Origin of the sequence: Serratia sp. T13T92 (assembly GCF_047530105.1) — a bacterium.
Taxonomy (GTDB): Bacteria; Pseudomonadota; Gammaproteobacteria; order Enterobacterales; family Enterobacteriaceae; genus Chania; species Chania fonticola.
On record NZ_JBLJAK010000003.1, the window covers coordinates 32225 to 54378 of the forward strand.

At 54.0% G+C, this 22154-nt stretch carries 16 protein-coding genes and 1 other RNA gene; 6 read left to right on the top strand and 11 right to left on the bottom strand.

Annotated features, from left to right (window positions below; all coding sequences use genetic code 11):
- Nucleotides 1–10 precede the first annotated feature (10 nt).
- Entirely contained in the window at nucleotides 11–4471 is a 4461-nt protein-coding gene (gene gltB / locus ACMV5I_RS05100; RefSeq protein WP_414823787.1) for a glutamate synthase large subunit, read from the bottom strand.
- A gap of 820 nt (nucleotides 4472–5291) precedes the next feature.
- Here gltB and ACMV5I_RS05105 point away from each other — a divergent pair.
- The 4 genes from ACMV5I_RS05105 (at nucleotide 5292) to mtgA (ending at nucleotide 10291) form a co-directional block, all read left to right on the top strand.
- On the top strand, nucleotides 5292–6218 hold the full coding sequence (locus ACMV5I_RS05105; RefSeq protein ID WP_121607927.1) for a TIGR01212 family radical SAM protein: 927 nt from the start codon (nucleotides 5292–5294) through the stop codon (nucleotides 6216–6218).
- A 114-nt stretch (nucleotides 6219–6332) separates the two neighbouring features.
- Nucleotides 6333–8672 carry an aerobic respiration two-component sensor histidine kinase ArcB gene (gene arcB, locus ACMV5I_RS05110; protein ID WP_121607926.1) on the top strand — a complete coding sequence of 780 codons (2340 nt, stop codon included), beginning with the start codon at nucleotides 6333–6335 and terminating at the stop codon, nucleotides 8670–8672.
- Between the two features lie 237 nt (nucleotides 8673–8909).
- Nucleotides 8910–9563 carry an isoprenoid biosynthesis glyoxalase ElbB gene (gene elbB / locus ACMV5I_RS05115; protein ID WP_202671951.1) on the top strand — a complete coding sequence of 218 codons (654 nt, stop codon included), beginning with the start codon at nucleotides 8910–8912 and terminating at the stop codon, nucleotides 9561–9563.
- Complete coding sequence (gene mtgA, locus ACMV5I_RS05120) at nucleotides 9560–10291, top strand: monofunctional biosynthetic peptidoglycan transglycosylase (RefSeq protein ID WP_261289081.1); 732 nt, start codon at nucleotides 9560–9562, stop codon at nucleotides 10289–10291. Before elbB ends, mtgA begins: the two co-directional genes overlap by 4 nt.
- A 198-nt stretch (nucleotides 10292–10489) precedes the next feature.
- Here mtgA and dolP read toward each other — a convergent pair whose 3' ends face one another.
- From dolP to ACMV5I_RS05140, 4 genes are read right to left on the bottom strand one after another with little or no spacing between them, the layout of a single operon-like run.
- Complete coding sequence (dolP, locus tag ACMV5I_RS05125) at nucleotides 10490–11065, bottom strand: division/outer membrane stress-associated lipid-binding lipoprotein (RefSeq protein ID WP_021180667.1); 576 nt, start codon at nucleotides 11063–11065, stop codon at nucleotides 10490–10492.
- A gap of 10 nt (nucleotides 11066–11075) precedes the next feature.
- A complete protein-coding gene (gene diaA, locus ACMV5I_RS05130; protein WP_021806942.1) occupies nucleotides 11076–11666 on the bottom strand; it encodes a DnaA initiator-associating protein DiaA in 591 nt (196 codons plus the stop codon).
- Between the two features lie 51 nt (nucleotides 11667–11717).
- The gene (locus ACMV5I_RS05135) at nucleotides 11718–12071 is read right to left on the bottom strand and encodes a YraN family protein (RefSeq protein ID WP_024486687.1); all 354 of its coding nucleotides are present in this window, start codon (nucleotides 12069–12071) and stop codon (nucleotides 11718–11720) included.
- On the bottom strand, nucleotides 12068–14080 hold the full coding sequence (locus ACMV5I_RS05140; RefSeq protein ID WP_414823788.1) for a penicillin-binding protein activator: 2013 nt from the start codon (nucleotides 14078–14080) through the stop codon (nucleotides 12068–12070). Before ACMV5I_RS05140 ends, ACMV5I_RS05135 begins: the two co-directional genes overlap by 4 nt.
- A 62-nt stretch (nucleotides 14081–14142) precedes the next feature.
- On the opposite strand from ACMV5I_RS05140, the gene rsmI reads away from it, so the two are divergent.
- Nucleotides 14143–15006: a 16S rRNA (cytidine(1402)-2'-O)-methyltransferase gene (rsmI, locus tag ACMV5I_RS05145; protein WP_021180663.1), complete on the top strand. Its 864-nt coding sequence runs from the start codon at nucleotides 14143–14145 to the stop codon at nucleotides 15004–15006.
- Between the two features lie 41 nt (nucleotides 15007–15047).
- Nucleotides 15048–15426, top strand: an RNA gene (gene rnpB / locus ACMV5I_RS05150) — RNase P RNA component class A.
- Nucleotides 15427–15532: 106 nt separating this feature from the next.
- Here the strand turns inward: rnpB and ACMV5I_RS05155 are convergent.
- The 6 genes from ACMV5I_RS05155 to ACMV5I_RS05180 all read right to left on the bottom strand — a co-directional run bounded on the left by ACMV5I_RS05155 (nucleotide 15533) and on the right by ACMV5I_RS05180 (nucleotide 22117).
- On the bottom strand, nucleotides 15533–16687 hold the full coding sequence (locus ACMV5I_RS05155) for an adhesin (RefSeq protein ID WP_414823789.1): 1155 nt from the start codon (nucleotides 16685–16687) through the stop codon (nucleotides 15533–15535).
- 1 nt (nucleotide 16688) lies between these two features.
- Nucleotides 16689–19274, bottom strand: a complete 2586-nt coding sequence (locus tag ACMV5I_RS05160) for a fimbria/pilus outer membrane usher protein (protein WP_414823790.1) — start codon at nucleotides 19272–19274, stop codon at nucleotides 16689–16691.
- Nucleotides 19275–19378: 104 nt separating this feature from the next.
- Nucleotides 19379–20158 carry a molecular chaperone gene (locus ACMV5I_RS05165; RefSeq protein WP_414823791.1) on the bottom strand — a complete coding sequence of 260 codons (780 nt, stop codon included), beginning with the start codon at nucleotides 20156–20158 and terminating at the stop codon, nucleotides 19379–19381.
- Nucleotides 20159–20172: 14 nt separating this feature from the next.
- Complete coding sequence (locus tag ACMV5I_RS05170) at nucleotides 20173–20889, bottom strand: molecular chaperone (RefSeq protein ID WP_414823792.1); 717 nt, start codon at nucleotides 20887–20889, stop codon at nucleotides 20173–20175.
- 9 nt (nucleotides 20890–20898) lie between these two features.
- Nucleotides 20899–21426: a fimbrial protein gene (locus ACMV5I_RS05175; protein ID WP_414823793.1), complete on the bottom strand. Its 528-nt coding sequence runs from the start codon at nucleotides 21424–21426 to the stop codon at nucleotides 20899–20901.
- Nucleotides 21401–22117 carry a molecular chaperone gene (locus tag ACMV5I_RS05180; protein ID WP_414823794.1) on the bottom strand — a complete coding sequence of 239 codons (717 nt, stop codon included), beginning with the start codon at nucleotides 22115–22117 and terminating at the stop codon, nucleotides 21401–21403. The genes ACMV5I_RS05175 and ACMV5I_RS05180 overlap by 26 nt, the downstream gene beginning before the upstream one ends.
- Between the last annotated feature and the right edge of the window lie 37 nt (nucleotides 22118–22154).

Genomic DNA, 22154 nt, shown 5'->3' on the forward strand with positions numbered 1-22154 from the left:
CAATGACCCCTTACTGCGCCTGAACCCGCAGCTCGGCTGCGGAACGACTACGGTGACCCAACAATGCTTTGACATCACTGGACTTCGGTTTGACCAGCGCAAACTTCGGCGCCCATACCGGCCAGTTAGCCAAGATCTCTTCTGCCCGTGATGAACCGGTCAGTTGCACATGCTCGGTGATCAAACCACGCAGGTGCTCTTCATGGATCGCCAGTTGATCGACGTCCAGCACTTCCACCAGTTCCGGGTTGACGCGTTTGCGGAACTCGCCGTCTTCATCCAGTACATAGGCGAAGCCGCCGGTCATGCCCGCACCAAAGTTGATGCCGGTCTTGCCCAAGACGCAGACGATGCCACCGGTCATGTATTCACAACCGTTATCGCCAATGCCTTCAACCACGGTAATTGCCCCGGAGTTACGCACGGCGAAACGCTCCCCGGCGCGGCCTGCGGCGAACAGCTTGCCGCCGGTTGCGCCATACAGGCAGGTGTTGCCGATGATGCTGGCCTCGTGGCTGCGGAAGGCAGAGCCCACCGGAGGACGCACGGCGATACGGCCACCGGCCATCCCTTTACCGACGTAGTCGTTGGCATCGCCGGTCAGGGTCAGCTCAACGCCACCGGCATTCCATACGCCGAAGCTCTGGCCTGCGGTACCGGAGAAATGCGCCTTGATCGGATCGGCTGCCATCCCTTGGTCACCATGCAGTGTGGCAATGGCTCCTGACAAGGTCGCGCCGACGGAACGATCGGTGTTACGAATATCGAAATAGAAGGTCTTGCTGTGCTTGGCCTCAATATGCGGTTGCGCCTGTGCCATCAGCTCCTTGTTCAGCACGCCCTGATCGAACGGCGGGTTGCTGCTTTCGGTGCAGTGCAGGGCTTTGCCCGCGTGTGGCGTGGCGGTTTTCAGCAACGGCGACAGATCCAACTTGTTCTGCTTGGCGGAGATCCCGTCGAGCTCGGTCAGGAACTCGGTGCGGCCAATCAGATCGACCAGTTGGCTGACACCCAACGTAGCCATGATCTCGCGGGTTTCCCGAGCGATAAACTGGAAGTAGTTGGTCACGCGCTCTGGCAGGCCGTGATAGTGATCGCGGCGCAGTTTTTCATCTTGAGTTGCTACGCCGGTCGCGCAGTTGTTCAAGTGGCAGATACGCAGGTATTTACAGCCCAGCGCCACCATCGGACCGGTACCGAAGCCGAAGCTCTCTGCACCCAGAATGGCAGCTTTTACAATGTCGACACCGGTTTTCAGACCACCGTCCACCTGCAGGCGGATCTTGTGGCGCAGGCCGTTGGCCACCAGTGCCTGCTGGGTTTCCACCAGGCCAAGCTCCCATGGGCAGCCAGCGTACTTAACCGATGACAGCGGGCTTGCGCCGGTACCACCGTCGTAACCGGCAATGGTGATCAGATCGGCATAGGCTTTCGCTACGCCGGTGGCAATGGTGCCCACGCCCGGCTCGGAAACCAGCTTCACCGAAATCATCGCCTTCGGGTTCACCTGTTTCAGATCGAAAATCAGCTGTGCCAGATCTTCAATCGAATAGATATCGTGATGCGGTGGAGGCGAGATTAGGGTAACGCCCGGCACCGAATAACGCAGTTTGGCGATATACGGCGTGACCTTATCGCCAGGCAACTGACCGCCTTCGCCCGGCTTGGCACCTTGGGCGACCTTAATCTGGATCACGTCGGCGTTCACCAGATAGGCTGGCGTCACGCCGAAGCGGCCAGAGGCCACCTGCTTGATACGGGACACCTTGTTGGTGCCGTAGCGCGCCGGATCTTCACCGCCTTCACCGGAGTTGGAGAAACCGCCCAGGCTGTTCATGGCAATCGCCAGCGACTCATGGGCTTCCGGGCTGAGTGCCCCGATGGACATGGCGGCGGTATCGAAGCGTTTGAACAGCGATTCGGCTGGCTCAACCTGATCGACCGGGATCGGCGTGCCTTTCGGTGTGATCGCCAGCAGATCGCGCAGTGTGGCAATCGGGCGCTCATTCACCAGCTTGGCATAAGTCTGGTAATCGCTGTATTCACCGCTGTGCACCGCTTTTTGCAGAGAGTTCACCACGTCTGGGTTATACGCATGGTATTCGCCATTGTGGACGAACTTCAGCAGGCCACCTTGATCCAGCGGCTTGCGTTTCAGCCAGGCGCGTTTGGACAGGTTTTGCAGATCCTGCTGGAAGTCGCTGAAGCTGGCACCGCCGATGCGGCTGACCACGCCCTGGAAACAGAGATCGGACAGATCACGGTGCAGGCCGACGGCTTCAAACAGTTTGGAACAGCGGTAAGAGGCGATAGTCGAGATGCCCATTTTGGACATGATCTTGTACAGCCCTTTATTGATGCCGTTGCGGTAGTTGAGCATCACGTCGCGGTATTTCTTGTCGATCGCCTGGCTATCGACCAGCTTGGCCAGCGTTTCGTAGGCCAGATACGGGTAGACGGCGGTGGCACCAAAGCCCAGCAACACGGCGAAGTGATGCGGGTCGCGGGCGCTGGCGGTTTCAACGATGATGTTGGCATCGCAGCGCAGGTTCTTGTCCACCAGGCGGGTCTGGATTGCCCCCACCGCCATTGGCGCCGGTACCGGCAGACGCTGGTTGCTGATGGCACGGTCGGACAGGACCAGCAACACTGCGCCGTCACGGACTTTGCGTTCCGCTTCGTCGCACAGGGCATGGATGGTCTGCTCCAGATCCTGCTCCGCCGGATCGAAGGTCAGATCGAGGGTGTCGGCACGGTAATATTCGCCTTCCAGCGTCGTGAGCTGCTTGAAGTCTGAATACAGCAGGATTGGCGATTTGAAGCTCAGGCGGTGAGCCTGGCCTTCGGCTTCGCAGAATACGTTCATCTCGCGGCCGATGCTGGTGGCCAGAGACATGACGTGGGCTTCACGCAGCGGATCGATCGGCGGGTTGGTGACCTGAGCGAACTGCTGGCGGAAGTAGTCATAAATAATGCGCGGACGGCTGGAAAGCACGGCGAACGGGGTATCGTCACCCATCGAAGCGGTGGCTTCCTGGCCGATCTCGCCCAGTACGCGGATCACCTGGTCTAGCTCTTCGCTGCTGTAGCCGAACTGCTTCTGGTAGGTTTCCAGCGTGGCGTCATCCAGCTCGCGGCTGCCCACCTGATCTTCCGGCAGGTCTTCGAACGGCACCAGACGCTTAACGTTCTTCTCCATCCACTCTTTATACGGGTGGCGGCTTTTCAGGTCGTTGTCGGTTTCGGCGGAGTGCAGGATCTTGCCGCTGCGGGTGTCGATCACCATCAGCTCGCCAGGCCCAACGCGGCCTTTTTCGATGACTTCATCCGGCTGGTAATCCCAGATGCCGACTTCTGAGGCACAGGTGATCAGCTTGTCTTTGGTGATGACGTAGCGCGCCGGACGCAGACCGTTACGGTCCAGGTTACAGGCGGCGTAGCGGCCATCGGACATCACGATGCCTGCCGGGCCGTCCCACGGCTCCATGTGCATCGAGTTGAAGTCAAAGAAGGCGCGCAGATCGGTGTCCATATCCGGGTTGTTCTGCCAGGCTGGTGGCACCAGCAAACGCATGGCACGGATCAGATCCATACCGCCTGCCAACAACAGTTCCAGCATGTTATCCAGTGAGCTGGAGTCGGAGCCGGTTTCGTTAACGAAAGGTGCGGCGGCCTGCAAATCCGGGATCAGCGGGGTCTGGAACTTGTAGGTACGTGCACGTGCCCACTGGCGGTTACCGGTGATGGTGTTGATCTCACCGTTGTGCGCCAGATAGCGGAACGGCTGTGCCAAAGGCCAGCGCGGCACGGTATTGGTTGAGAAGCGCTGGTGGAACAGGCAGATGGCCGATTCCAGCCGCAGGTCGGCCAGATCCAGATAGAAGCGTGGCAGATCGGCTGGCATGCACAGACCTTTGTAGATCGTCACCAGGTTGGAGAAACTGCACACATAGAAGCTGTCGTCCTGGACGCGCTTCTCGATACGGCGACGGGCCACAAACAGGCGGCGCTCCATATCGCGTGGACGCCAGCCCGCAGGGGCGTTCACGAAAATCTGTTCAATACGCGGCAGGGAAGAGAGGGCGATCTCACCCAGAACGTCCGGGTTGGTAGGAACTTCGCGCCAGCCGACGATCGACAGCGTTTCGTTCTGCAGCTCTTCTTCAACAATGCGGCGGCTGGCACGGGCTTCCTCTTCGTTCTGGCTGAGGAACATCATGCCAACGGCGTAGTTCTTGGCTAAACGCCAGCCGCGCTCTTCCGCCACCATGCGGAAAAAGCGATCGGGCTTTTGCAATAACAGGCCGCAACCGTCGCCAGTCTTGCCGTCAGCAAGAATTGCACCACGGTGTTGCATGCGGGCCAGTGCGTGAATAGCGGTCCTCACCACTTTGTGGCTAGGTTCGCCTTCTATGTGGGCGATCAGGCCGAAACCACAGTTGTCCCTCTCATGGGATTTATCGTACAGCATATCAGTGAACCTCCCCAGGCTCTGTGTGACTCTTACAACCCACTGCGAAGGGCCTGCTCAATTTCAGGCAGAAGTCCAATCAGCAAGGTTAATATCGCCAATCTGCTTTTCCGCCCTCCATCAATGGCCTCTCGTGACGGTTCTCACAAGTGGTAAATGACTTGTTTTAAGAGGGAGTCTTAAATTACTGCATAATTATGACGAGACGTTTGCCCGTCCAGAAAGCTTCCAGCGGACCTCCAACTTAGCGAGAAAGAATACGCAGGTCAAATATGGGCTTAACAGGGATTTCGATGGCTTGCATGAGGTTTATGATGATGAAAAATAAGTTTTTTCAGACGATTTTGGCTCGATGGAAAGGCAGGGGGAGTGCCGCAAAAATGTGAGCTGTCTCACTATAGTGCAATGCCTGAATCTCTGCACCATGCTAGTGCTGGCGGCAATGTCGGAATTTTATGCTGGGAAATTTATATTTATTGTTGTTTATAACTATTTTTCATCGCTTTGTCATAAAGCTGTTAAACAGTGCGCTGAGGATTAGAAACTTTCATCGAGATAAAAATGATTTTATTTGCACTAATAATGAATAGTTATGCCTGCGGCGGCCTTTGGGGAAAAGCGTTGATCCCTGTCATCGCGGGAAAAGCCTTATTATCATACCCTATGGAGTTCAAGTTGCAGCTAGGCGGCCAGCTTGCTCATCCCCAGGAGCTTACTTTTGGGTAAGTGACTGGGGTGTGCAAGTGCAGTCAACAACGCTGCGGCTTGAAATACGACGGGTATAGCGTAACGGCCTTCAAATACAGAGAACACCAAGATTATGCAGTTGCCGCAATTAGTCAATATGTTTGGTAGCGATCTTCAGCACCGTTATGGGGAGAAGATCCACAAACTCACGCTGCACGGTGGGTTTAGCTGCCCAAACCGCGACGGCACGCTGGGGCGCGGCGGCTGTACTTTCTGCAACGTGGCCTCTTTTGCCGATGAACAGATGCAGCAGCAAAGCATTGCGGAGCAACTGGCCATTCAGGCGCAGAAGGTTAATCGGGCCAAGCGCTATCTGGCCTATTTCCAGGCCTATACCAGCACCTATGCCGAAGTTGAACTGTTGGCCAACATGTACCAGCAGGCGCTGACGCAGGCTGAGATGGTAGGCATCTGTGTCGGCACCCGGCCAGATTGCGTGCCGGAAGCAGCGCTCGATCTGCTGGCAGGCTATCGTGAACAGGGCTTCGAGGTGTGGCTGGAGCTGGGGCTGCAAACGGCGCACGATAAAACACTAAAGCGCATCAACCGTGGCCACGATTTCTCCTGTTACCAGCAGACCAGCCGCCTGGCGCGGGAACGCGGCCTGAAGGTATGCAGCCACCTGATCGTTGGCCTGCCCGGAGAGACTCATCAACACCATTTGGCCACGCTGCAAGCGGTGGCTGAGAGCGGGGTAGACGGCATCAAGTTGCACCCGCTGCATATCGTCACCGGTAGCACCATGGCGCGAGCCTGGCAGGCAGGGCGTTTGCCCGAGCTGTCGCTGGAGGATTACGCATTCAGCGCCGGGGAAATGATCCGCCATACGCCGAAGGAGATTATCTACCACCGCATCTCGGCCAGCGCCCGTCGCCCCACCCTGTTGGCACCATTATGGTGCGAAAACCGTTGGAACGGCATGCAGGCCGTCGGCGGCTATCTTCAGCGGCATGGTGGTCAGGGTTCGGCTTTGGCTGCAGACCAGCAATACCTGCCTTAAAACCCCGCTCTCAGGTTGTGAATTGCAACCATTCCCACAGTTCACAGTAAGGTTTCTTATCTTAACCGTATTTTACGGTATGATTTGAGAGATTATGTCTGTTGGGAATGGCTCATGAAGCAAATCCGGGTGTTAGCCCAGTACTACGTTGATTTGATGGTAAAACTGGGGCTGGTGCGCTTTTCACTGTTGCTGGCTTCAGCGCTGGTGATACTGGCGATGGTGGTGCAGATGGCGGTCACCATGCTGCTGCGTGGTGAAGTGGAAAGCATCGACGTGGTGCGCTCCATCTTCTTCGGCCTGCTGATCACGCCGTGGGCGGTTTACTTCCTTTCGGTGGTGGTGGAGCAACTGGAGGAATCGCGCCAGCGCTTGGCTCGGCTGGTGGATAAGCTGGAGGAGATGCGCAATCGCGATCTCGCGCTGAACCAACAGATGCAAGAGAACATCAGCCAGCTCAATCAGGAAATTGCCGACCGTATCAAGGCGGAGCAAGATCGCCAACAGGTGATGGATAAGCTGACCGAAGAGATGGAGCAGCGCGAACAGGCACAGGTGGAGTTGGGCCAACAATCGGTATTGCTACGCTCTTTCCTTGATGCCTCCCCCGATCTGGTTTACTACCGCAACGAAGAAAAAGAGTTTTCCGGCTGCAACCGGGCGATGGAATTGCTGACCGGAAAGAGTGAAAAACAGCTGATCGGCCTGACCCCCTTTGATGTCTACAGCAAAGAGATCGCCGAAAAAGTCATCGAAACCGATGAGAAAGTGTTCCGCCACAACGTCTCCCTGACCTATGAACAATGGCTGGTGTACCCAGACGGTCGCAAGGCCTGTTTTGAACTGCGCAAGGTGCCGTTTTACGACCGCGTGGGCAAACGTCACGGGCTGATGGGCTTTGGCCGCGATATAACCGAGCGTAAGCGCTACCAGGACGCGCTGGAGAATGCCAGCAGGGAGAAGACCACCTTTATCTCAACGATCAGCCACGAGCTTCGTACGCCGCTTAATGGCATCGTCGGCCTGAGCCGTATTCTGCTCGATACCGAACTGAACGATGAGCAACTGAAGTATTTGAAAACCATCCACGTCAGCGCCATCACCCTGGGCAATATTTTCAACGACATCATCGAGATGGATAAACTCGAGCGGCGTAAGGTCCAGTTGGACAATCAGCCGGTCGACTTTACCGGCTTCCTGGCGGATCTGGAGAACCTCTCCGGCCTGCTGGTGCAGCCGAAAGGGCTGCAGTTCGTGATGGAACCCGAGTTGCCGCTACCGGAGAAAATCATTACGGACGGCACACGCCTGCGGCAGATCCTGTGGAACCTGATCGGCAATGCGGTGAAGTTCACTCAGCAAGGCCAGATCGTGGTGCGCGTCAGGCGTGAAGAGCAGGAACAGATCGTGTTTGAGGTTGAAGACTCAGGCATGGGGATCCCGCAGGATGAGCAAGACAAGATTTTCGCCATGTATTATCAGGTCAAAGACCAGAACGGCGGGCGTCCTGCGACCGGCACCGGGATCGGTCTGGCGGTCTCCAAACGGCTGGCGCAGAGTATGGGCGGAGATATCACGGTAAACAGCGCACAAGGGCACGGTTCTTGCTTCACCTTGACCATCAAGGCTCCAGCGGTGGAGGAAGTGGTCAATGAGGTCCAGGCGGTGGAAGAAATGCCGCTACCGGCGTTGCATATCCTGCTGGTGGAAGATATCGAACTGAACGTGATCGTGGCCCGTTCGGTGCTGGAGAAGCTGGGTAACAGCGTTGCGGTGGCCATGAACGGCCGCGATGCGCTAGCGATGTTCGACCCGGACGAGTTCGATCTGGCCCTGTTGGATATTCAACTGCCGGATATGAGCGGGCTGGATATCGCCCGTGAGCTGCGCGAGCGTTATGCGGGCCGCTCGCTGCCGCCGTTGATTGCGTTGACAGCTAATGTCCTGAAAGACAAGAAAGAGTATCTTGAAGCGGGCATGGACGATGTGCTGAGCAAGCCGTTGTCGGTACCGGCCTTGACCAAGATGATCAAACATTACTGGGATCATCAACCCCAACATACCACAAAGAAAACGGAGCAAAAGTCGATGCAGATTAATGAATCGTTATTGGATACCGCAATGCTGGAGCAGTACATGGATTTGGTGGGGCCACAGCTGATCCATCAGAGCCTGGCGATGTTTGAACAGGTGATGCCGGGGTATCTGGCGGTGCTGGATTCCAACATGACCGCGAAGGATGAGAAAGGGATCACCGAAGAGGGGCACAAAATCAAGGGTGCCGCTGGCTCCGTCGGGCTAAAACATCTGCAACAGTTGGCCCAGCAGATCCAGACGCCAACGTTACCAGCCTGGCAAGACAACGTGCAAGAGTGGGTCGATGAGCTGAAGCAGGAATGGCGCAATGACGTTGCGGTGCTGCGAGCTTGGGTAGAGAACGCTGAAAAAAAATGACCCCAGCCGAGGCCGGGGTGCGCGAATATTGCGCCAACACCAGGGAAATCATTAACCTGCGTATTGGTTTTTAGCGTTCTGGTAGAGCAGGTGGTACAAAATTCGTATACATCATACAGCGAACAACATAGCAAATGTAAGCGCTCTTGTTAGAAGAATCATTAAAATATGTGATGTAGTTAGTATTTGTCGCCTCTGGGCCTGCCTTTGCCGGCGGTCCTGGCTGGGAGAATGTCGATGAAACAGGTCGCTGTAGTGCTGAGTGGTTGTGGTGTTTATGACGGGGCAGAAATCCATGAGGCGGTGCTCACCTTGCTGGCTCTGGATCGTGCCGGTGCGCAGGCGGTATGCTTTGCACCCGATAAGGCACAACTGCATGTTATTAATCATTTATCCGGCGAAGAAATGCCAGAGAGTCGCAACGTTTTGCAGGAGTCGGCACGCATCGCGCGTGGCAAAATTCAGGCGCTTTCGCAGGCCGACGCCGAGCAGTTGGATGCCCTGATCGTACCCGGTGGATTTGGTGCGGCGAAGAATTTGAGCAGCTTTGCCACGCAAGGGGCGGAATGTTCAGTGGATCCCGATTTGTCTAAGCTTATTCTGGAAATGCATAAGAGAAACAAACCAATGGGTTTTATGTGCATTGCGCCCACGCTGTTGCCGAAAGTTCTCGATCAACCGTTACGATTGACCATTGGTAACGATCCCGATCTGGGTGAAGTGATTGATGCCATGGGCGGTGAGCCGGTGATCTGCCCGGTAGATGACATCGTGGTTGATATTGAAAACAAGGTTGTCACGACCCCGGCTTACATGTTGGCCCAGTCGATCGGCGAGGCGGCGCAGGGAATTGATAAGCTGGTGTCACGAGTGCTGGATCTGGTGGAATGATAAGGTTTTCTCGTAAATCGTGGATTGTTCGCCTGTGGTTTTGGTTTAAACGAGGCGTTCTTGCGGTTATTGGCCTGTGGCTGGCGGGGATCATTCTGTTCGCTTTTCTGCCGGTGCCGTTTTCTGCGGTGATGGTGGAGCGGCAGCTCGGTGCCTGGCTGAGCGGGGATTTCGGCTATGTGGCGCATTCCGACTGGGTAGCGATGGACGATATTGCCCCCTCGATGGCGCTGGCAGTGATGGCGGCAGAGGATCAGAAATTCCCCGACCACTGGGGGTTTGACGTGGCGGCCATTGAAAAGGCGCTCAGCCACAATGAAAAGCGGCCAACGCGCATCCGTGGTGCTTCTACCCTTTCTCAGCAAACGGCAAAGAACCTGTTTTTGTGGGATGGGCGCAGCTGGGTGCGCAAGGGGCTGGAGGCTGGGCTAACGGCGGGGATTGAGCTGGTTTGGACCAAGCGGCGTATTCTGACGGTGTACTTGAATATCGTCGAGTTTGGTGACGGCATCTTCGGAGTGGAAGCGGCGGCTCAGCACTTTTTCCACAAGCCGGCAAGCCGTCTGACGGCGTCTGAAGCGGCTCTGCTGGCGGCGGTGCTGCCTAATCCGCATCGTTTCAAGGCCGGTGCCCCTTCGGGGTACGTGATCCAGCGCCAGCAGTGGATTATGCGTCAGATGCGCCAGTTGGGTGGGGAAGGGTTTCTTAAGGCCAACGATCTGAAATAATGACCCCTCACCCCAACCCTCTCCCACAGGGAGAGGGAGCTGAACGGAGCGCGTGCTTGGGTGTGAAGTTATTATTTAACTATTTGATATAAAGCAATTTACTGTCGTTAAGTGGTGGCTCGATCGGTCCCCTCTCCCTGTGGGAGAGGGTTAGGGTGAGGGCAGCCGACAACGCCGAACCCACCTCAGTTCGCGAGATTATTTAACGTAGGTAAACGCCGTTGTCACGTGTTTCACGCCGCTAACCTGGCTGGCAATCTGCGCCGCAGACTGGCCTTCCTGCTGTGTCACCAAACCTAACAAGAACACTTCGCCATTTTCGGTAGTGACCTTCACGTTTGAAGATTTGACGGTATCGCTGGTCAGGATCTGCGAACGTACCTTGGTGGTGATCCAGGTATCGGAAGAGGCGGTGCCCAGGCTGACCGGTGTGCCCTGGCGGATCTCGTTATACACTTCAGCGGCACCATCGACGCCAAGTGCGATCTGCTTCGCCCGGCTGGCGAGCTCGGTGGTAGGAGCCTGGCCGGTCAACAGCACTTTGCCCTGATAGGCGGTGGCTACGACACGGGCCTCTTTCTTCAGTTGCTGATCTTTGCTGATGGCATTTTCGACCCGGGCTTCCAACGTGCCGTCATCGACCTGTGTGCCTACGGTACGTGGATCGGTCGCCGTTTTGGTGGCAACTGCGGCACTGCCAACGACAACGCCCGCGACGCAACCCTGCAACAATAGGGCGCTGAACAGCACTGCAAATGTGGCTCTTAGCTTCATCTCGGTTCCTTTAATCGTCCTGGTGGGGGAACAATGTGTTATCAATCAGGTCGCATAGGCAATTGACGGTAAGCATATGCATCTCCTGAATGCGTGCACTGCGGTGAGAGGGGATACGTATCTCCACATCCTGCTGGCCAAGTAAACCCGCCAGCTCTCCGCCATCGTAGCCGGTAAGCGCAACAATGGTCATATCGCGCGTTACCGCAGCTTCGACCGCTTTTACAATATCACGGCTATTGCCGCGGGTGGAAATCGCCAGCAGCACGTCACCGGTGTGGCCGAGTGCCCGCACCTGTTTGGCATACATTTCATCATGCAGACGATCGTTGCCGATGGCGGTCAGCACCACGTTATCGGCGTTTAGCGCGATCGCGGGCAGGCTAGGGCGTTCGGTTTCAAAGCGGTTGATCATGCAGGCGGCAAAATGCTGAGCGTTAGCCGCCGAGGTGCCGTTGCCACAGCACAGGATCTTGTTGCCGTTCAATAACGATTGAACCAGGGTCATCGCGGCACGGGATATCGCGTCAGGTAAGGCTTCCGCCGCCGCAATCTGGGTTTGGATACTCTCGGTAAAACAGACTTTGATTCTATCCAGCACGTTGTTTTAATCCACTAGGTCAAAGGGCCGGCATACACCGGTCAACAGGGTTTAATCCGCATTGAAGGCATTGGGTATCCATTCTAACTGGCTACCGGTAATGGCTAAAACATCAAAACGGCAAGATGATGTGTCAAAACTGGCTCCTCGCCCCGCCAGCCAAACGGCGGCGGCATGCAGCAATCGCCGTTGCTTGCGGTAAGTCACGCTGGCCGCTGCGTCACCAAAGGCGTCACTGCGGCGGTAGCGGACTTCGACGAACACCCAGGTTTGACCATCACGCATGATGAGATCGAGCTCACCCCCACGTACCGCCACGTTGGCGGCGGTGAAGGTAAGCCCCGCGCGCTCCAGGTATTGGCGGGCCTGGATCTCATAGCCCGCTCCCTTGGCGCGTTGACTCAGGAGACCGGAACGACCGAGCCCTGGCGGTATTGCAGCCAAGTCAGTTTCCTGGTAATCACGCAGTTAGGTGAAGATGTCAGCACACCGGTGGTTCCTGAAATCTGGAATCCTGGCAACTGGCGCATTTGAGCAAAGTGGTTGGCCAATGTCCAGGCATCCATCCCCATGGCGTAGAGACGCACCAGGGAATAGTCGTTGCGGAATTTGGCGGTAGCTTGCTGTTGCAACTGTGGATTGGCCCCTGCCAGCAGAGGAATATCACTGAATTGCAGGCCTTCCATTTCCAGACGGAAGTCTGGACCCGCACCGGCCTGATAGCTGCGCGAGCTGGCAAACATGGCAGGTTTGCTACGAGAGCTGGTGGTCATGTCGATCATTGGCTTGATCAGCGTCAGCTGGTCTTGCGTGGCGACGATATACACCGAATCCACGCTGCCGCCGGTAGAGGCCGGGATATCGCTTGGTGGCGCTGGAATAGTCAGGCCAGCGATAGTCACAGACTGCTGCACGGGTGCCTGGGTGGCCACCGGGGTGCCACTCATGCGGATCCCGCCGCTGTTGACCATCTGGCGTAGCTCACCGGCAGAACCAATCCCTTGTTGCAGCACGGTCTGGCCACCGAGTTTTTGCCACTCTTCGGCGAAGGCTTTGGCAATGCGATCGCCAAATGCGCCGCGAGGCAGCAGCAGTAACGGCTGACGCTTTTGCTGTTCCCAGATATGGCGGGCGGCGTCGCGGGCTTCATCCTCCGGTGACAGGGCGAAGTAACAGATATTCGGGCTGTCCTTTGGCTGCTCAGGCTGGTTGAGTGCCAGCACGTTCAACGTCGTTGAAGTGGTGGCGAGTTGATCGACTTCGGCCTTCAACAGCGGGCCCACGATCAGGGTTGCACCATCCTGCTGGGCTTGAGCCAACAATGCTGGCAGAGGCTGGCTGGTGGTATCGTAGACCTTTACCTGCCCACCGGTTGCCGGGGCTGGAGTGACCGGGACCGGAGCAGGGGTAGCAGGTTGGACTGCGGCTACCTGAGTTGCATCCGCTTCAGGTGCTGAAGTACTGACGGCACCGTTGGTATTGTCTGGCGTTGCCGCCACGGTCTGGTCGGGATTAGTGGTTGGTTCCATTGCCTGAACAGGCGCGGTGAGTGCTATGCCACTTTGCGCAGCGTTAAAACCCTGTTGGATCGCATCGGCAAACACTTTGGCCTGGCCGTTCAGCGGCAGCAGCAGGGCGATATGCGAAGTCGAAGCCTGGGTGAAATTCAGCACCTGATTCAACTGGGCTGGCAGGCTTTTCGCCGCCGGATTCTGCGGATAGCGGTTCTGCCAGTCTTTGATCCCGGCCTTCAGCAGATCGGGATCCTGACGGTTGTCCTGATAGACACGTAACAGATCCAGCCAGCCTTGCAGCACGTTTTCGTTGGCGTTAATCACCAGGCTGTTCATGTCGGCCGGTTTCAGGCCAAGCAGCGTTTGCCAGGTTTTATCCAGATTATCCTGATGAGCCTGGCCGCTCAGTAACGGCTCCTGGGCAATATAGGCGCGGATCAGTGGCAGTGAGGCTTGGCCCTGATTTGCCGCGATCTGCGCCTGATACAGGCGAACCAGCTGATTCGGTGACAGCGCGCTACTGTCTATTTTATTTAACGCATCGCGGGCTGCGCCCAGATCCTTGTTGGCTACCTGCAGTTCTGCGCTCAAAAGCTGGCGCTCAAGCTGTTGTGTACTCGTCAGATTTTGCGGCAAGGTGCTCAGTTGCTCGTTAGCCTGTGGCAATTTGCCTTCGCGAGTTAATGCGCGAATCGCAAGTAATTGCCAGTCAGCCTTGTTATCATCGCTGCTTTGCTGCAACTGTTGCAGATAGTAATCAGAGTTGGCACTGGCTTCGTCCTGGATATTTGAGGGCGGAGTTTGTGGAACCTGACTTGGACAACCAGCTAACAGCAAGGCTGCCAGTACAACAGGTACTAATCGCCCTGCTTTGGTACGAAGGAATGTTGAGGAAAGCATACTGTATCCAGTGATGTTTTTTTCAAGATGCTCAATATTAAATCGGCAATCCGGATGAAACAATGAATCAACACCAACAATCAGCTATTTCTGCATCGACACTGTACGTGGTGCCCACCCCCATCGGTAACCTGGGGGATATGACTCATCGGGCCATAGAGGTACTGAAAAGCGTCGATCTGATTGCGGCGGAAGATACGCGCCATACCGGGTTGCTGCTGCAACACTTTGCTATTAGCGCGCGGTTGTTTGCGCTGCACGACCATAACGAACAGCAGAAGGCGGACCAACTGCTGGCAAAACTGCAGGAAGGCCAAAGCATAGCACTGGTGAGTGACGCAGGCACGCCACTGATTAACGATCCGGGTTATCACCTGGTGCGCCGTTGCCGCGAAGCGGGGATCCGCGTCGTGCCGCTGCCGGGCGCCTGTGCTGCCACTACCGCGTTGTGTGCCGCCGGTGTGGCTTCCGATCGTTTCTGCTACGAAGGCTTCCTGCCAGCCAAAACCAAAGGCCGTAAGGATACCCTGCTGGCGCTGGCAGAGGAACCGCGAACGCTGATTTTCTACGAATCTACCCACCGTTTGTTGGAAAGTTTGCAGGACATGGTCACGGTGTGGGGGCCACAGCGCTACGTGGTGCTGGCGCGTGAACTGACCAAAACCTGGGAATCTATCCACGGTGCTCCAGTGGGGGAACTGCTGGCATGGGTGCTGGAAGATGAGATGCGCCGCCGCGGGGAGATGGTGCTGATTGTGGAAGGCCACAAGGCACAGGAAGACGATTTGCCGCTCGAAGCGCTGCGTACCCTGGCTCTGCTGCAAAAGGAGCTGCCGCTGAAAAAAGCAGCAGCGCTAACGGCGGAGATCCACGGCGTGAAGAAAAATGCGCTGTATAAACATGCGCTGGAGCAGCAAGAACAGTAAAGCGGTTGACCTGCTGGCGCAGCAACGCTACTATCCGCGCCGGAGTTGACCAGACAGTCGCCGCTTCATTGCCGTCCTCTTCGGGGGAGACAGATGGAGGGGAGGAAAGTCCGGGCTCCATAGGGCAGGGTGCCAGGTAACGCCTGGGAGGCGCAAGCCTACGACTAGTGCAACAGAGAGCAAACCGCCGATGGCCCGCGCAAGCGGGATCAGGTAAGGGTGAAAGGGTGCGGTAAGAGCGCACCGCGCGGCTGGCAACAGTCCGTGGCACGGTAAACTCCACCCGGAGCAAGGCCAAATAGGGGTTCACATGGTACGGCCCGTACTGAACCCGGGTAGGCTGCTTGAGCCAGTGAGCGATTGCTGGCCTAGAGGAATGACTGTCCACGACAGAACCCGGCTTACCGGTCAACTCCACTCCTCTTTAAAAACAGTGGGTTGGTGTGTCCCAAGCGTATTTCACGTCACAGTGATAGACACCTGGGATACACCAACCGTTGTTCACTTCCTTGAAACTGTTTGTCCATCAATTAAAGATAACATCGACAGTTGCAGAGGCGCTGACGTTGCCAACCGGTAATGTACTGCCCCCGGAACAAAGCCGCCAGGTTAGTTCATTTGGAAAGCTCACGTTGCCTGCACCTGTACCTATTGAACCTAATCTTATAGGATCACTATTAAACTTCAGCCCTCCTGTCGAATTGCAGGCTCCATTGTCAACGCCGGCTATTCCCGTTATTTCACCCGTGATATAACCACCTCCCTCATTGAGGGGCAACCGAGTGGCTTCGCCGTCGAAAAAACCTGAGTTGGACTGAAATTTTACGTTAATATTCGCTGAAGGATTAACGCTACTTTGTGTGCAACCCACCTCCAGATTGTCGTTCACTCGTCCTAATTCAGTCCTGATAGTCGAATTATGTTCTACCTCGCCAAAGTCGATCGAATTGTTAATATTAATCGAACATTGGCGTGTGGACACTTTAATCTGAAAGCTCGATAAATAGGCAGACGCATTGTTCGACGGTGCTATGACTCTGGACCTAAAAGACATACTAGGAACAGTGTATATTCCATCTTGTTGAGTCCCGTCGGTGATAATGATCCAATCGCCTGTCACTGAGGCCGAACGCTCGCTACCTACCTGGAAAAAATTGCTCACAAGAGATGACCTAGGTGTCAAACACCAGGCTGAATCTGTAACCTGTGCAGCCAGAAAGTTTGCTCCGTTTCCACTGATTATCCCCTTCGTTTCCGGTTCACCAAGACTTCCACTCATGGTTTCTTGTGCTCCATTATCTAACTTATAACTGATAGTGAAGGTTGTCCGCGGAACCACAAAAACCCCTTGAGCAATTTTCAATGCTTGTATTCCGTTAATATCAGTCATTTGGGTATTATTGTAACAATTCACCGAATTAGATATGCCGATAAAAGCGTAAGTTGGATCGAGATTAGTAAGGAATTGGCTGAACGGTGGTGCGGTAAACTCAGCACTAATAGCTGGACCAAACCATTGTCGACTACCACTGCCAATATCAATTGTGACTGCCTGCGATGGCATAATAGCGCCCAACGACAGCAGACAAAACCCTACTTGTAACCACGTAAAACCAGTGGCGTTTATTTTATCTGTCACTGTATTTAACCCTCTATAGAGTGAATTCTGTGTGCTTAACATGTTAAACACCACAACGTAATGGCAAATGACGTATCGGGTTAGCCGACGACGGGGCTGGCGTGTTCGCCAAATTGAACGCTACATTGCATTGCTGGCCCGTATCCTTACCCCATTTAACCTGTAGACGACCACTTTCCGGCAGCCCGCTAAGATAGACCTGCCCGGCATCGCCAACAATACTGGTATGTGGCTCTTCACTCGCGCTCCCTTCAACGGCAACCACGGCGCCGAAAGGTATTAATCCGCCACTGTGACTCAACGTGATCACTGCCTGATAACCGATGCGCGTGGCAAAGTTAGCCTTAACTACCGCGCCTTTAGTCGGGTAGACATTTTGGCTTGAGTGCGTCATATCAACGCTCTCTGGGAGGGTTGATGGGTCCAGACTAATATTATTGCGCTGATAGTTTGAGAGATAAGGCACTACCGCATAACCACGGCTGTCCACCCGATTATTACCGCTCATCACCTTACTTCCCCCGGCGCCTGGCGCACTCACTAAGGCAACGGTATCACCTAGAGGTTGACTCAATGTAACCCCTTTGGCATGTGCCACCACCCCGCCGCTGGCATTCATATTCACTGCGCTATAGCCACTACCATAGCTATATCCCATATTCGCGATGCCCTTGCTGCCACGATAACCGGTATTCACCGATCCCATGTCACTGCTGCCGTCGTTAGACCAGCCTTGTGTCACACCGTAAGAAAGGCGGTCATCCATGGCGGTCCCGTTGATACCTGCCTGATGCTGAACGCTGCCTTGATTGTTATTGGTCATCTGATAACTGGCAAAGCTGCGGTCAGCCAGTGATGAGCCACTGAATAAACTTAAGGGTACTTGAACGTTCATCGATAACTGTCTGTTCTCCGGCCAGCTATTGTCACCTTTAATGCGGTCAATGCTGTAATTGACACCGTAAGACACCCCTCGGTAGCTATTGGTATAACCTGCAGTCAGGTTGTTGTTGACCTTGCCGTTGTCCCAAAAGTTATCCCGCATCCCAGAGAGGTAGAGCGATCCTAAGTCACCCATATTCTGCGATAACCGCAGTTGGTAACTATTACGCTTACGGTCTTGTGACCAGGGAAGTTGATCGTCACGTAGTTGGTAGCCATTGTTGTTCACATCTGAAAAACTGTAATAGTCACGGGTCGAGTAACGCATCGTCGCGACATCTATGGATGTGCCGGTACTGGCAATATTCTTGGCATAGCGCAACCGATAGGATTCTCCCCGCTGCCGGTCATCCATGTCCTTGAGTTTTGCGTTCGAGTGAGTCACATCCGCAGACAGAGCCCCAAAACTCCCTAACGACAGCCCGCTCCCCACTACGCCTGAGAAGTAATCATCTGCGACCAGCCCGCCGCCATACAGAGTGAGGTTATAGGGCAGGCCATAAACCAGAGTGCCTAGCCCAAAGGTTGATTCCTGCGAGCCAACCGTAGTGCTGCCATTATATTTGCCACCGGTCAGCTCATACTTGAAGGCACCTGGGCGTAACATTACCGGTAGTGTTGAATAGGCAACCGTCTGGGTGCGAACCGAGCCATCAGCTTCGGTTATCGTTACCGTCAAATCACCAGAAGAACCACTTTGCCCCAGGTCCGTGAGCGTAAATGGACCTGGGGCAACATAGGTTTGATAAAATATGTTGCCATTCTGGCTTACTGTTACCCTGGCATTACTCTGCGCAATACCGGAGATAACCGGTGCAAAGCCTCGCAGGTTATTGGGCAACATCTCCTCGGTTGAATTCAGTTTGACGCCACGAAACGGAACACTGTCAAAAATATCCCCTCCGCTGCTGCTTTCACCGGCCAATATTTCCGAGTGCCAAGGCTGGATATCCCGCTGTAGGTAGGTATTGATAAACTGGGTGTCTTGTGTACTTTCACCCGCACGATTATCACCATTGGTCGTGTTCCGGCTATGGGTAATAAGGCTGCGTAAACGCCAGGCATCAAAGTTCAACCCCGCGCGTAAATTGGCAAAGAAGTTTGTTTGCTCTGATGTTCCCAGATCGGATTGGGAAGAACGTCGGCTACGGCTGCCGTTCAAATTGTAATTAAGCAAAAATGCCGGAATACCTTGATTCCACAATGAGGGATCCACCTGATTGCTACTATTAGGCTGCATAGCAACTTGGGGGATACTCAGATCCAGCCGCAGCTTGGCCAGCGAAAATTGCACCTGCGCATGAGGGATTAAGGCAGGCAAATCCTCCACTGGTTGATCCAATGGCAAATTTGAGAAAGTCGCCAGTGCAGTAGTGTTCACACCTAACTCATTCAATAGCTCTGGCGTGAGGGATGGCTCAACCTTGCCCCCTGCGCCTTTTTTGAAAGTGATATTTTGTTCGCCGCGCTCAGTTTGGTTAACAAATATCGTCACCAGATAGTCCCCTTCGGGCACCTGACCGGTAGTTTCAAATTGAGTCAGATCTACTTTTGCCGACTGTTCTTGATCAAGCATTAGCAGCCCGGCATCAAAATAATCCCGGCCCCAAGCGGGCAAGACAGACGTAAATAATATTGCACCTGTGAATATAGGTGATATTTTTACCCTTCCAACGTATAGTTTCATGATATTCAGCTCAACCTGGTGTTTATGTTTTGCCAATACGCTGCATTGGAATTAAAAACATAGGATTTACCAGCAGTTAAAGTAGTTCATCGATAAACTGGCTCTCATTGCCGAGATAAGCCAGTCAGTGATTTTTGTTGCTCTAGTGGCGTATCCCATGCAGTTTCATCGAGCAATTGCCACTCAACTGGCCCCTTGGTACCCGCAGGCAAGTTATAACGTTGCTGCCCTTTGGGGGGGACCATCAGGCGCATAGCCGACTTATCAAACAAGTAGTTACCGACTTTTAACCGGGAGAATGTCAACCAAAACGGCGTTGGGTTCTCAGCAACCAGCGTATTACCCTCCAGATGGAAGCGTAATTGTGGGGCTGCACCAGCTACTCCACTGTCCGGCAGACCGGACGGGCGATAAAATAGTTTAAGGTTGCTGACGACAGCTAACGTTAATTGGCCGCCGTTTTTCGACGTATTCTCAGGTTTTGACGGTATCGCCTTAGTGGCAATATAAAAGATAGACTCCCTATCCTGCGGTAACTCCCCTCCCGTGCGGCGAATACGCAAGGTTAAATCACTATTAGGCTCTAGCCGTTGTAGTGGCGGAGTGACAATAAAAGGCACAGGGGTAGCGACTTTACCCTGCGGTACAACACCGCCAGTTTGCGGATCCATAGCGCGGATCCAAGATTGCATTAAAAAAGGCTGATCGCTTTTGTTATAGACGGTTAATGCCACCCCTTGACTGGCTTTCTCCGGGTAAATAACCCGCATCACATAAAATGAAATACCTTTGGATTCAGCCTGATTGGCGCTCACCGATAAACTGTTCAGCATCAGTAAGCCTCCTGCCATGATTAATGGTAGGCGAGTCAAGAAAATTTTCATTTACTCTCCAAAAATTATGGTGGTGAATATTCGCATTTTGGCGAAAGTATCCCGTAATCGGTAATCATTCGCCAGTCAGCCAGAGCCAACGGTGCAGTCACTGGAAAAATTTGATTGCTATGAGGTGCAATCATTGCCGATTGCTGCTCGAAGCTGATTGCACGGTGATTAATATTCAATTGACCCAGCGTTAAAAAATAGGGTGTAGGGTTCTCAACACGTACACCATTAGCGACTTGGGTAAACTGTAATTTGCAGTAAGCCTCTTCTGGGGTCATACTCAAACCCTCTGGGCGATAGAACAGCTTAATAAGAAAGCGAATTCCCATTGAGAGCTGAGCCTGCTCCGTAAACTCGGCGGTTTGAGCTGGGATCGCCAGAACCGATAAATAAAACACCGATTCATGCTGCTGCGATAATTGCCTTTCATTCTGGCGCATAATACGTAGTGAGTTGCGGCTATTAGGCTCCAAGCGAAATAATGGTGGCGTCACGATAAATGGAGCAGCCTGTTGATTATCTGAGCCCAGTTGTACCAGAGACTGAATTAAATAAGTTTTGTCTCCGCCATTCTTAATCATGACAGTACGCGCCCGATCGGCTTCATTAAATATGACCCGCGTTTGCCCAAGGCTTATTCCGCCATCATCAGCAAAAGCGATATTTCCCCAGAGGCTAAGGAGTAAGCCGCTGATAATTTGCAAGTCTCGGAAACACAGGGCTTTGATCATAATGAGCTCTTAATCGTAAAGAAAATTAAAGGTCACTCGAGCAACGAGTTTACCGGCTGTGGGATGACATCCCCCAGAGTCAATACAAGCTACCCCTGCGGAAAATGCCATAGTGGCACCTGCGGCTGGCGGAACTATTCCTTGAAATTGCAGCTTGTCATCAGCGCGAACGGTAGTCGTGTTTTGAGTTAGCAGTACTCCAACCCCTTGGGCCTCTGAGTCAGCATCACGAAACAGCCATTTACCATTATTGTCATCACCATTCCCACTGACTTGGATTACGGGTTTTTGGTTACTGGCTCCCGTCCCGCTACAATTTTGTACTGCCAGAGAGAAAGTATCGGATGCAGCCACGGCTCCTGATGACAACGAATTTGCCTGGATGCTTCCCAACTGCAAAATCTCTTTATCTAGCTTGATTTCGCAAGTTCCAGGAACAATGGTTGCGCGGAAATCCACTGTTTCAGCCGCTTGTCCCTGTATACTGACAACACAGATGAGAAGGCTCGCGTTACGGCACCATTTTAGTAAAGGCATCGATACCTCCAAGGTCGTTAATTACCCGCCAGTCGACCCCCCCTTGTTTGACTTTGGTCGCAAAGATGTGGCTACTGAAAGGGGCAATCATATTGGCTCCAGGGCTTGCCAAAGACAGCGCCTCTCCGCCAAAACGGATGCCGGCAAAGTTAATAAAATAGGGTGAGACGTTATAAACCTGTAATCCCTCTTTCACCAAGGTAATTTGTAGGTTCTTATGCGCATCGGTGACGGACGGGGTTAACCCTGAAGGGCGATAAAACAGCTTGATAACATTCGCCACGCCCAGTTTTACTTCACCACCCACTTTCTGCTGTTGGTCATCTTCTGTTCCAGCAGTGCTACTTGGTATCGCCCGTGCATTAATATAGAAAACCGACTCACGGTCACTAGGTAAAACTCCACCATTAGCAGAAATCCGAATCTGGTTGCTACTATTGGGTTCCAGGCGAAACAGTGGAGGGCTAACCAGAAAAGGTGCAGCTCCTTTCCCATCAATAGCAGCACTGACGGTGGCATGCACTAAATAAGGAGAGTCCGATTGCGTATTGCGCAAAGTGAGTGACACACTTGGCGCTCCCTCTGGGTAAATGAGTCGAGTGTTACTAATACCAAATCCGCCGGCTTGTACGGTTTGATTCGCCGCCATACCAACAAATAGCAAAGACAGTGTGCGAAATAAAAATCTCATGGTTCAAACTCCTCTTGCCTGATGGCAGGGAGTTATC